The sequence below is a fragment of the Serratia sp. D1N4 genome, assembly GCF_054552755.1.
Window position 1 is genome coordinate 70,912 of sequence record NZ_CM137274.1, and the last position, 12,211, is coordinate 83,122.

Here is a 12,211-nt window from a genome sequence, read left to right on the forward strand (position 1 = left end):
GCAGCCATGACTCAACAGACTTTCCTGGTGGAAATCGGCACGGAAGAGCTGCCGCCGAAGGCTCTTCGTTCACTGGCAGAATCTTTTGCCGCGAATTTTACCGCCGAGCTGGATAACGCCGGTCTTGAACACGGAACCGTAAGCTGGTTTGCCGCACCGCGCCGCCTGGCGCTGAAAGTGGCCAACCTGAGCGCCGCGCAGGCCGATCGTGAAGTTGAAAAACGCGGCCCGGCGATTGCTCAGGCATTCGATGCCAGCGGCCAACCGAGCAAAGCGGCCGAAGGCTGGGCGCGCGGTTGCGGTATCACCGTCGATCAGGCCGAACGCCTGGTGACAGACAAAGGCGAATGGCTGCTGTATCGCGCCCATGTGCCGGGCCAGTCTGCGCAGCAACTGCTGGCAGGCATGGTGAGCAGCGCGCTGGCCAAATTGCCGATCCCGAAACTGATGCGCTGGGGCGATAAAGAAACCCAGTTCGTGCGCCCGGTACATACCGTGACCCTGCTGCTGGGGGCTGAACTGATCCCTGGCACCGTGCTGGGGATTGATTCTGCGCGTACGATTCGCGGCCACCGCTTCATGGGTGAGCCGGAATTCACCATCGACAATGCCGACCAATACCCGCAGATCCTGCAAGAGCGCGGTAAAGTGATTGCCGATTACGAAACCCGCAAAGCGCTGATCAAGCGTGATGCCGAGCTGGCAGCGCAGAAGATTGGCGGCAAAGCCGATCTGAGCGAAAGCCTGCTGGAAGAAGTGGCCTCGCTGGTGGAATGGCCGGTGGTGCTGACCGCCAAGTTCGAAGAAAAATTCCTGGCGGTACCGGCAGAAGCGCTGGTGTACACCATGAAGGGCGACCAGAAGTATTTCCCGGTGTACGACGCCGCGGGCAAACTGCTGCCGAACTTTATCTTCGTGGCTAACATCGAATCGAAAGATCCGCAGCAAATCATCTCCGGTAACGAGAAGGTGGTGCGTCCACGCTTGGCCGATGCTGAGTTCTTCTTCAATACCGATCGCAAAAAACGCCTGGAAGATAACCTGCCGCGTTTGGAAACCGTGCTGTTCCAACAGCAGTTGGGTACTTTGCGCGACAAGACCGACCGTATTCAGGCGCTGGCGGGTTCGATCGCCGGGCAGATTGGCGCAGACGTCAGCCATGCCACGCGTGCCGGGCTGCTGTCGAAGTGCGATCTGATGACCAACATGGTGTTCGAATTCACCGACACCCAGGGCGTGATGGGCATGCACTATGCGCGCCACGACGGTGAAGCAGAAGACGTCGCCGTTGCGCTGAACGAGCAGTATCAGCCGCGCTTTGCCGGTGATGAACTGCCGCAGTCGCTGGTGGCTTGTTCATTGGCGATCGCCGACAAGATGGACACCCTGGCCGGTATCTTCGGCATCGGGCAACATCCGAAAGGCGATAAAGACCCGTTTGCTCTGCGCCGTGCGGCGCTGGGCGTGCTGCGTATCATCGTTGAGAAAAACCTGCCGCTGGATCTGCAAACCCTGACCGAAGAGGCCGTGCGCCTGTACGGCAGCAAGCTGACCAACGCCAAGGCGGTGGACGAGGTTGTCGACTTTATGCTGGGCCGTTTCCGTGCCTGGTATCAGGAAGAAGGCCACGCGGTAGATACCATTCAGGCGGTATTGGCACGTCGCCCAACCAAACCGGCTGATTTTGACGCGCGCGTGAAGGCGGTGACCCACTTCCGTACCTTGGAAGAAGCGGCGGCATTGGCGGCAGCCAACAAGCGTGTCTCCAATATTCTGGCTAAGTCCAGCGATACTCTGTTGGAGCAGGTGCGTGCTTCGGTGTTGAAAGAACCGGCTGAACTCAAGCTGGCAACTCACCTGGTGGTGCTGCGCGACAAGCTGCAACCTTACTTCGCCGAAGGCCGTTATCAGGAAGCCTTGGTAGAACTGGCTGCACTGCGTGAAACCGTTGATGCCTTCTTTGATGGCGTGATGGTGATGGCAGAAGATGAAGCGGTGCGTGTGAACCGCCTGACGCTGCTGAGCAAGCTGCGCGAGCTGTTCCTGCAGGTGGCGGATATTTCGGTATTGCAGTGATAAGCGGCTGTTGGCAGTAGCGTCCTTGCTAACACCGTTCTTAAATGAACGGTGTTAGTCCCAAGGCTGCTTTCTCGGTTATATCAACCATTTGGGCCGGTTGACTAAGATATCTGTAAAACACCTGACTTAACTCTCTATATTTATAGAGGGTTAAGTCATTACAAAGTAATCTTGGGATGTACCACACCGCAAGCTTTGGCATATCTGACCAGCGTATCTAAACTGGCTTTCACGATATTAGCTTCCATACGTGAAACCGTTGGCGGTGTGACACCCATTCGTTCAGCCACCTGTGCGCGTGTTAACCCTGCATGGCTAGGCCATTCAGCCAGCATGGCTTGTAAGCGTTCTTTCCGCTCTTCGGCTTCATAAGCCGCCTGTACGTCAGGATCTGACATCAAATCAGCCCTCACAGTCTCCCAGGCAACACCTTTAACTTTCTTCATTGAGCATCTCCTCAAGTCGTTCAAAAACGAGCGTTATCTCCCCTGAAGGGGTTTTCTGCGTTTTTTTGATGAACATTCTAAGCAGGTAGATATTTTTCCCCTTCTGATAAACATACAGCCCTCTAGCGATATCTGTTCCCATCGTTCTGAGTTCAAACAAACCGTCCCTGAGGGGTTTGCTATCTGGCTCCCGCAATGCCGTCGCATTTATTTTTAGCTTATGCTTTTTATGTCATAAAACAGAGCAGACCATGCACCCTAATACAGCATCAATGCCCCCATTTGGCGCACTGATCGTCATCTTGCCTTAAGCACTTACTCTCTCTTCTCTGCCGCGCGTAAATATAATTATCATTTAATTCAATGCATTAAATAGAAACCCTCCTTGTTTGAGATGAACCAATAAAAATTGGTTCTTTTCTTGCTTATCTATTAATAACGCATATTGTGCACTTAATCGCCTTGTGATAACTTAATTTTAACTTAAATTTAACAAAAACCTCTTTTATCTCTTTTTAGTGATTTAAATATAGGCGAACCAATAAATGGATGAGATGGCTGGCCATACCGCAAACTCCAGTTCCGCATTGGAAAAACTTCGTCAGTTGCTCCAGCAAGACGACATTCAACCCGATCTAGCCTTGCCCACGGAACGTGAGCTGGCAGAGCGTTTTGCCGTGGGGCGGCGCGAAATCCGCCGGGCATTGAACGTGCTGGAAGAAGAAGGGCGGATCTGGCGCAAACAGGGTAAGGGAACCTTTGTCGGCCCGGCCGCGCCGGTGCAGCCGCTGCAATTGCAGGATCTGCCGCAGCAGTCGAACCTGTTGGAGGTGATGGAGGCACGTATCCAACTGGAGCCGGGTTTAGCGCGCCTGGCAGCGCTGCGCGCCAGCAAAGAGCAGATCGCCCTGATGCAGCGGCTGCTGGAGCGTATGCATCGCATCACGCTGAACGATAGCGATCAACATGAGCTGTGGGACAGCGCCTTTCATCGCGCCATTGCCGAAGCCGCAGGTAACCGCCTGATGCTCAGCCTGTTTGACGCCATTGATGCCGTGCGCCGTGAACCCGCCTGGCAGCACCTGCGCGTGCAGGCCCGCACGCCAGCGCGGTTGGAAAATTATGACCATCACCACGTTCGCCTGATTCAGCACATTGCGGCACGCCAACCGGTGGAGGCCGCACAGGCGATGCGTGAACACCTGCTGGCGCTGCAACAGGCGCTGCTTGAGGCTATCAACGTGGGTGACGAGGAGCTGCCATGACCCTTTCTTCTGCCAGCCCTGCGGTGCTGCGCCTGCACGATCTCAAAGTCCAGTTCAGCGGTTCACCGGTCACGGTGCTGGATAATATTTCACTTACCGTCCACGCGGGGGAAACGCTGGCGCTGGTGGGCGAGTCCGGCTGTGGCAAGAGCATTACCTCGTTGGCGCTGATGGGATTATTGCCCAGCAGTGCCCAGGTCAGCGGCGGTGAGATGTATTTCAATCATCACGATCTGCGTCAGTTAAGCCCTCGCGACTATGCCGATCTGCGCGGCAACCAGATGGCGATGATTTTTCAGGAGCCGATGACCTCGCTTAACCCGGCGTTCACGCTTGGCGATCAGCTCAGCGAAGCGGTGATACGCCATCGCAACTGTAGCCGCCGCGAGGCAATGGATCTGGCATTAGAGATTTTGGAAAAGGTGCAGATCCCGGCAGCGGAAATGCGCTTGAAATCTTACCCACACCAGCTTTCCGGCGGCATGCGCCAGCGGGTGATGATCGCTATGGCGTTGATCAATCACCCGCAGTTGCTGATTGCCGATGAACCGACCACCGCGCTCGACGTCACCATTCAGGCGCAAATCCTGGTGCTGCTCAACCAGCTTAAGCAGGAAACCGGCACTGCCGTGCTGATGATCACCCACGACTTGGGCGTGGTAGCCGAAGTGGCGCAGCGGGTGGCGGTGATGTATGCCGGGCAGGTGGTGGAAAGCGGCGAGGTGGCAGAGGTGTTTAACGATCCGCAACACCCTTACACCATCGGTTTGATGGGGTCGATTCCCAGCCTCGGCGCTCGCAGCGCCAAACTGGCGACCATTCCTGGCAACGTGCCGCTACCGGAACAGATGCCCGCTGGCTGCCGTTTTGCCACCCGTTGCCCGTTCGCAGAGGCGCGTTGCCATCAGCAAAAGCCGCCGCTGCAAGTGCTGAATCCGCAGCATCAGGTTGCCTGTTTCCGCGCACCGCTGGAACACTCCGTGGCTCAGGGAGCATTGATATGAAGACACCCATCCTTGCCTGTACCGATTTAAGTAAAACCTTTAGCGGCCCGACTTCGCTGTTTAAACGCAGCAAACAGGTGACCGCCGTTGATCGCGTCTCGCTGCAAGTGATGCCCGGTGAAACGCTGGCGATCGTCGGTGAATCTGGTTCCGGGAAATCGACGCTGGGCCGCCTGCTGTTGCGTTTGCTCGCGGCCAGCCACGGGCAGGTGTTTTATCAGGGGGAAGAGATTACCCACGCCAGCGGTACTCGGCTGAATCAACTGCGCCGGGAGCTACAGATTATTTTTCAGGATCCGTTTGCCTCGTTGAACCCGCGCATGACGGTAGAAAACATCGTGGGTGAACCGATCTGGCTGCATGAGTCGCTGTCGAGCCGCGATCGCCAGGAAAAGGTGCATCAACTGCTGCGCACCGTCGGCCTGCCTGCCGCCTGGGCGCAGCGCTATCCGCATGAGTTTTCCGGCGGCCAGCGTCAGCGCATCGGTATCGCCCGCGCGCTGGCCAGCGGCCCCAAGCTGCTGCTGGGTGATGAGCCGGTATCTGCGCTGGATGTGTCAGTGCAGGCGCAGGTGGTCAATCTGCTGGAGAACCTGAAATCACAGTTTGGTCTGACCATGGTGATCGTGGCGCACGGCTTGGCGGTGATCCGCCATATGAGCGATCGCGTGGCGGTGATGTATCTGGGGCAGATCGTCGAATTGGCCAGCGTCGATGAGATTTTTGACGCGCCGTTGCACCCTTATACCCAGGCGCTGATCGCCTGTGCGCCGCAGCTAAAACCCGGCGTGGAGCGTGAGATACCGATGCTGCTGGGCGATCTGCCGAATCCGGCCGCACCGCCCAGCGGTTGCCGCTTTCATACCCGTTGCCCGCACGTTCGCGACGAATGCCGTCAACATGAGCCGATTAATCAGGTGTTAGCCGGTGGTCGTCAGGTGGCATGCCATCGTTGGCAAGAGATTAATCGCGATCGCAGCGTGATTGAAATTGCCCCACCGTCATCCGCCTTTTTACGCCGCCGCGCGCTGTTTGAGCAGGCTGTTAATCAAAAATCATCAACCCCTCTGGAGAAGTGAAGCGATGAAAGGACGTCATATTGTATTGAGTGCGCTCGGTGGCCTGCTGCTGACAGGAGCCTGCGTTCAGGCACAGGCAGAAAGCACGATACGTATTGGCTTGGGGGCCGATCCAGACATGCTGGATCCGCATCTGGCACGTACCTATTACGGCCGTTTTGTGTTTGCGGCGATGTGCGATCGGCTGGTGGATATTGATGAAAACCTGAAGATTGTGCCGGGGTTGGCCACCGACTGGGCATGGAGCGACGAGGGCAAAACTCTCACCATGAATCTGCGCCAAGGGGTCACGTTCCACGATGGTGAAGCATTCGACGCGCAGGCGGTGAAATTCAATATTGAGCGGGCATTAACCCTGCCGGGATCGCTGCGCAAAAGCGAAATCTCTTCCATCGAGTCTGTCGACGTTGCCGGGCCTTATCAGGTGGTGTTTCACCTGAAAACCGCCGACGCGGCGCTGCTCAGCCAATTTACCGATCGCGCCGGAGCGATGTTGGCCCCCAAAGCCGCTGCCAAAGCGGATTTCACCGCCCACCCGGTGTGCTCTGGCCCTTACCAGTTTGACAGCCGCGTGCAGCAGGATCGCATTGTGCTCAAGCGCTTTGAAAACTATTGGAATAAGTCCGCCTACCACTTCGATAAGGTGGTGTTCCTGCCAATCCCGGACGCCTCGGTACGTTTGGCCAACCTGCGCTCTGGCGATCTCGAACTGACGGAAGGGATTGCCGCCAGCGATGTTAAAACCGTGGAGGCCGATCCCAAACTGAGTTTGGCCAAGGTGACCGGCCTCGGTTATCAGGGCATTACTTTTAATATTGGCAATGGCAAGGTCGACCCTAACAACCTGTTCGCCAAGGATGCGCGGGTGCGTGAGGCCTTCTCGCTGGCGATCGATCGCGATGCGCTCAATCAGGTGGCCTTTGAAGGATTGTTTACCCCAGCCAATCAGGGGATTTCCACCGTCAGCCCTTACCACGTCAATCTGCCTGTTGCCCCACGTGATGTGGATAAAGCCAAAGCCTTGCTGGCTGCCGCCGGGGTGAAGACGCCGCTCGACGTCACGCTGCTGGTGACCAACAACCCGGCTTCACAGCAGGTAGGTCAGGTGCTTCAGGCGATGGTTGCTGAAGCCGGTTTTAATCTCAACCTACAGATGAACGAGTTTGCCACCCTGCTCGATCGTCAGCAGCGCGGGGAATACCAACTCAGCCTGTCAGGCTGGTCAGGGCGGCCGGATCCCGATGGCAGCATTTTCTCGTTTGTCCACAGCAAAGGCACGCTTAACGACGGCGGCTACAGCAATCCGCAGGTCGATGAGTGGCTGACGCAGGCGCGCCAGATCAACGATCCGGCGGCGCGTCAGGCGCTGTATGACCAAGTGGTGAAACAGCTGGAGATCGATATGCCGATTGCCTACCTCTATTTTGAGCCGCGCATTTTTGGCCTCAATAAGAAACTGGAAGGCTTTAAGGCCTGGCCAGATGGTCTGGTGCGTCTGGCCGGTGTGAAAATGGCGCCCTGAGGGCATGCGGAGAAGCACTGATGGTTGAATTGATCTGCAAGCGCCTGCTGCTGGCCATCCCCACGCTGCTGCTGGTGAGCATTATGGTGTTCTCACTGCAAAAGCTGCTGCCCGGTGACCCGGTGTTGGCCATGGCGGGTGAAGAGCGCGATCCGGAGGTGATTGCGCAACTGCGCGAGGAATATCACCTCAACGATCCGATCCCGGCGCAGTATTTTTACTGGGTAAGCAATGCGCTGCGCGGTGATTTAGGCATTTCGCTGCGTACCAAAGAGCCGGTCACGCAGTTGATTATCAGCAAACTGCCGGTAACGCTGGAACTGTCGCTGTTGGCTATGATAGTGGCGTTGCTGGTGGGCATCAGCATGGGGATTATTGCGGCGGTGCGTAAGGGCAGTTGGGTCGATCACACCACCAACTTTGTGGCGCTTTCGGGGATTTCGGTGCCGCATTTCTGGTTGGGGATTTTACTGATTCTACTGTTTTCGGTGCATTTACAGTGGTTTCCCGCCTCGGGCTATGTGCCGCTCAGTGAGAGCATTCCGCAGAATCTCAAAACGCTGCTGCTGCCTGCGCTGGTGCTGGGCACCGGCTTGGCGGCCACGCTGATGCGCCATACCCGCGCTTCGATGATTACCGTATTGAAGGCCGACTATATCCGCACCGCTCGGGCTAAAGGGCTGTTGCCGCTACGGGTGATCCTCAAGCACGCCTTTCGCAACGCGCTGGTACCGATCATCACCCTGACTACGCTGCTGTTTGGCGAACTGCTGGGGGGCGCGGTGCTGACCGAGCAGGTGTTCACGCTACCCGGTTTCGGCAAGATGATTGTCGATTCGGTGTTCAACCGTGATTACGCGGTGGTGCAGGGCGTGGTGCTGGTAGTGGCGATCGGTTTTCTGCTGCTTAACCTGCTGGCGGATGTGCTCTACGTGCTGATTAACCCGAAAATGCGAGGCTGACCATGAGTGAAGTTTTGGTTTCCGACACGGCGGCGGCCGCACCGCTGCGCGCGCCGCGTAATCGGGTGTTGAAGAAGTTTCTCGCCAATAAAAGCGCAATGATTGGGGCGGCGATCGTGCTGCTGTTTGTCGTAGTGGCGCTGTTGGCACCCTGGTTGGCGCCGTTTGACCCGGTAAAGGCCAACTTTCTGGCGGTGCGTAAGCCGCCGTCGGAGCTGTACTGGCTCGGCACCGACGAACTGGGGCGGGATATCTTCTCTCGTCTTATCTGGGGGGCGCGTACTTCGCTGTTGGCGGGTTGTATTTCGGTGATGATCGCCATCGCGATCGGCGTGCCGCTGGGCCTGATCGCCGGTTACTGGCAAGGGATTTGGGACGGCGTGATTTCACGCGTTATCGAAGCGCTGCTGGCTTGCCCGTTCCTGATCCTGGCGATTGCGCTAGGTGCTTTTCTTGGCCCTAGCCTCGGCAATGCCATGATTGCCATTGGCCTGTCGGCAATGCCGATTTTCGCCCGCCTGACGCGTGGCCAGGTGCTGGCGGTGCGCCATGAGGAGTATATCGACGGCGCACGGGCCATCGGCCTGCCGGACCGCTGGATTGTGCTGCGCTATGTGTTGCCCAACGTGATGTCACCGATTCTGGTGCAGGCCACGCTGGCGATCGCTGCGGCGATTATTACCGAAGCCAGCCTGTCGTTTCTCGGGCTGGGCCAGCAGCCGCCCAATCCTTCTTGGGGGGCGATGCTGAATACGGCAAAAGGTTATCTGGAACAGGCACCCTGGATGTCGATTTTCCCAGGGATCGCCATTTTTCTCACCGTGCAGGGCTTCAATTTGCTGGGTGACGGGCTGCGTGACGCGCTCGATCCGCGTAACGACTGACAAAAAGGAAGAGTGATGAGTGGAGAATGGGATTTTAGCCAGGGTTACCCATCCTGGCGCGTGCCGATGATGGGAGCGAATGCGGTAGCGACTTCGCAGCCGCTGGCGGCACAGGCCGGGTTGCGTATGTTGCAGCAGGGCGGCAATGCGGTGGATGCGGCGATCGCCACCGCCATCGCCTTAACCGTGGTGGAACCTACCGGTTGCGGTATCGGCAGCGATGCGTTTGCCATCGTCTGGGACGGCAAAAAGCTGCACGGGTTAAATGCGTCTGGCCGCGCGCCGGGCGCCTGGTCACCGGAAACCTTTGCCGGGCTGCAAGCCATGCCGGAACTAGGCTGGGATGCGGTAACGGTGCCGGGTGCGGTTTCCGCCTGGGTGGCGTTGGCGGAACGCTTCGCGACCCTGCCGCTCACCACGCTGGCGCAGCCTGCTATTGATTATGCGCGCAACGGTTTCCCGGTTTCTCCGTTGATCGGCGCGCTGTGGCAGCGCGGCTATAACAAGCTGCGCGATCAGCCCGGTTTTAGCGCCTGCTTCGCGCCAAACGGCAAGCCGCCGCGCGCCGGTGAGCTGTTCCGTAACCCCGATCAGGCCAATTCGCTGGAAAAAATTGCCGCTACCCGGGGCGAAGCTTTTTACCGTGGCGAACTGGCGGAAAGGATGGTGGCTTTTGCCCGTGAGCATAACGCGGCGCTGAGCATGGACGATCTGAGAAATCATCGGGCTGATTGGGTTGACCTGATATCGCGCCCGTTTGCCGGCGGCTCGGTGCATGAGTTGCCGCCTAATGGCCAAGGGATCGCCACGCTGATTGCGTTGGGTATTCTTGAACAGTGGGATATTGGCCGCTATCAGCCGGATTCTGTGGCATGGCTGCATTTGTCGATCGAAGCCATGAAGCTGGCGCTGGCGGATCTCGAGCGCTATGTGGCTGACGAACAGCACATGGAATTCCCGGCCGAACTCCTGCTGAGTGACAGCTACCTGAAAACGCGTGCGGCGCTGATCGATCCACAAAAAGCCGGTGACTTTACCTTCGGCGCGCCGACGCAGAGCGGCACGGTGTATCTCTCCACCGCCGATGCCAGCGGCATGATGGTGTCGTTTATTCAGTCCAACTATATGGGCTTCGGTTCAGGCGTAGTGGTGCCGGGCACCGGCATCAGCCTGCAAAACCGCGGTGCCGGTTTTTCTTTGGATAAACAACATCCGAACGTGGTGGCCGGTAACAAGCGCCCGTTCCATACCATCATCCCGGCGTTTGCTTTGGATGGTAACGGGCAGCCGCTGATGTCGTTCGGCGTGATGGGCGGGCCGATGCAGGCGCAGGGGCATTTGCAGATGGCGCTGCGCATTATGCTGCATAAGCAGAACCCGCAGGCGGCGATCGACGCACCGCGCTGGCGGATCGTCGCCGGGCGTGAGGTGATCGTCGAGCCTTCGATGGATCGTAATACGCTGGCGGCGCTGCGGGCCATGGGCCATAACGTGGTGCTGGAAGATCCGCTGCAAACTTACAGCTTCGGCGGGGCGCAGGCGATTATCCGCGATCCGCAGGGGTTCTATATTGCGGCCACCGAAAGCCGCAAAGACGGGCAGGCGCTGGTGTTTTAGTCGAGATACGCGGGCCTAGCGCACCGAGGGGCGCTCTCCCTAATAACAGGCTTTATTAGTCGTCTGAGGGCCGAAGAGATTCGGCCCTGTTTCTACCTTCATCCCAACACCCCTACTCAGTAAAACGACGCATTTAGCGCCTGAATGTGCCCAGAAAGCCGAATCGCGTATCGCATCGCATCCAGTTGATCTATTCTTGTAGGCCCAAAGAATCTGTAGGTAGATACGATGGGGAGAGGCGCATGGAGAGCAGTAAAGGGTATGGAGCCTGATAAAAGAGACGTTTAAATAGGAGTTATGTCACATGGCGGTAGGGATCCAGAGCAGAGGTTTCGCGCGTTGGTTGGCACCGGTGTTGGCATTGTTGGTGGTTATGCAATTGACCGCCTGCGGCGATAAAGAGCCAGAACAACGCAAGGCATTCGTTGATTACTTACAGAATACGGTTATGCGCAGCGGCGTGAGCATTCCGACGCTGAGCGAAGATCAGAAACAGAAATTCGGCAACTATGCCGGTGATTACGCCATTTTGGTCAGTTTTTCCCAGCAGTTGTCGAAGTCGGTTGATGCCAGCCTGACTCCGGTGCTGGACCAGATTAACCAGATCCACACCGCGCAGGATTATATGAGCAAGCGCGATAACCTGAAGCAGTCGGTGGGCGCGTTAAACCTGTTAGGGCAGCAGATCCAGTCGGCGAAAACGCAGGCAGACACCGCGCGTGCCACCTTGAAACAGCCGGACGATCTGAAAGCGGTTTACAATCAGGCGTATGACAAAATTGTCACCGCACCGGCCAATGCCTTGATGCCAGCCATTCCAACCACGGCCAGCTTCGTGCAGGAGCTGGTACAGGTCGGGGATTTCCTCCAGGCGCAGGGCAATCAGGTCAGTTTCAACAATGGCGGCGTACAGTTCCGCACCCAGCAGCAGGCGACGCAGTACAACACCATGATGGCGAGCCTGGTGGCCAAGCAGCCGGATTTTCTGAACGCACAAAAAGCCGTGCAAGCGGTAATGCAATAGGGCGAAAACGCCGCTGCGCATTGAACGATGTGGGTGGGCCAAGGTGTTGGTCTACCCACATAACTCCCATTTTTTCTCATGACTTGCCGCACTTCCCCTCAGCACTTCTGTACTACACTTCAACTAGGTGCAATACCGCCGATTCATCACTTCTTTTAATGTAGTTTTCTTTCATTCGCTCCACGGTTAACGGCTGGCGGAGTGCGTGCCCACAGGGAAGATGCGCTTTCTGGCCATGGTCCGGTTAGCGGATGTAAAATAAATTGTGATTAATGTCACAATTTAAAAACAAATACCCGAAGTTAAATTGTGATTTGTATCACGTTTTT

The 12,211-nt window shown here is 57.1% G+C and carries 10 protein-coding genes and 1 pseudogene; 9 read left to right on the forward strand and 2 right to left on the reverse strand.

Annotation, left to right across the window (positions count from 1 at the left end):
- The first annotated feature begins 6 nt into the window (after positions 1-6).
- Positions 7-2,076 (forward strand): glycine--tRNA ligase subunit beta, encoded by a 2,070-nt coding sequence (gene glyS / locus ACX1CU_RS00335; protein WP_459400699.1) that lies wholly within the window; start codon positions 7-9, stop codon positions 2,074-2,076.
- 161 nt (positions 2,077-2,237) lie between these two features.
- Here glyS and ACX1CU_RS00340 read toward each other — a convergent pair whose 3' ends face one another.
- Positions 2,238-2,525, reverse strand: coding sequence for a helix-turn-helix domain-containing protein (locus ACX1CU_RS00340; RefSeq protein ID WP_459400700.1), 288 nt, complete (start codon positions 2,523-2,525; stop codon positions 2,238-2,240).
- A pseudogene (locus ACX1CU_RS00345) lies at positions 2,512-2,745 on the reverse strand (type II toxin-antitoxin system RelE/ParE family toxin); the annotation flags it as partial. The pseudogene ACX1CU_RS00345 and the gene ACX1CU_RS00340, both read right to left, overlap by 14 nt.
- A 325-nt stretch (positions 2,746-3,070) precedes the next feature.
- On the opposite strand from ACX1CU_RS00345, the gene ACX1CU_RS00350 reads away from it, so the two are divergent.
- The 8 genes from ACX1CU_RS00350 (at position 3,071) to ACX1CU_RS00385 (ending at position 11,882) form a co-directional block, all read left to right on the forward strand.
- On the forward strand, positions 3,071-3,790 hold the full coding sequence (locus tag ACX1CU_RS00350) for a FadR/GntR family transcriptional regulator (RefSeq protein WP_459400701.1): 720 nt from the start codon (positions 3,071-3,073) through the stop codon (positions 3,788-3,790).
- On the forward strand, positions 3,787-4,794 hold the full coding sequence (locus tag ACX1CU_RS00355; RefSeq protein WP_459400702.1) for an ABC transporter ATP-binding protein: 1,008 nt from the start codon (positions 3,787-3,789) through the stop codon (positions 4,792-4,794). Before ACX1CU_RS00350 ends, ACX1CU_RS00355 begins: the two co-directional genes overlap by 4 nt.
- The gene (locus tag ACX1CU_RS00360; protein WP_459400703.1) at positions 4,791-5,873 is read left to right on the forward strand and encodes an ABC transporter ATP-binding protein; all 1,083 of its coding nucleotides are present in this window, start codon (positions 4,791-4,793) and stop codon (positions 5,871-5,873) included. Before ACX1CU_RS00355 ends, ACX1CU_RS00360 begins: the two co-directional genes overlap by 4 nt.
- Positions 5,874-5,877: 4 nt before the next feature.
- On the forward strand, positions 5,878-7,395 hold the full coding sequence (locus tag ACX1CU_RS00365) for an ABC transporter substrate-binding protein (RefSeq protein WP_459400704.1): 1,518 nt from the start codon (positions 5,878-5,880) through the stop codon (positions 7,393-7,395).
- Positions 7,396-7,415: 20 nt separating this feature from the next.
- Positions 7,416-8,357: an ABC transporter permease gene (locus ACX1CU_RS00370; protein ID WP_459400705.1), complete on the forward strand. Its 942-nt coding sequence runs from the start codon at positions 7,416-7,418 to the stop codon at positions 8,355-8,357.
- A 2-nt stretch (positions 8,358-8,359) separates the two neighbouring features.
- Positions 8,360-9,241 (forward strand): ABC transporter permease, encoded by an 882-nt coding sequence (locus tag ACX1CU_RS00375; protein ID WP_459400706.1) that lies wholly within the window; start codon positions 8,360-8,362, stop codon positions 9,239-9,241.
- Between the two features lie 15 nt (positions 9,242-9,256).
- On the forward strand, positions 9,257-10,858 hold the full coding sequence (locus ACX1CU_RS00380; RefSeq protein WP_459400707.1) for a gamma-glutamyltransferase family protein: 1,602 nt from the start codon (positions 9,257-9,259) through the stop codon (positions 10,856-10,858).
- A 304-nt stretch (positions 10,859-11,162) separates the two neighbouring features.
- Entirely contained in the window at positions 11,163-11,882 is a 720-nt protein-coding gene (locus ACX1CU_RS00385) for a DUF3053 domain-containing protein (protein ID WP_459400708.1), read from the forward strand.
- Positions 11,883-12,211 lie beyond the last annotated feature (329 nt).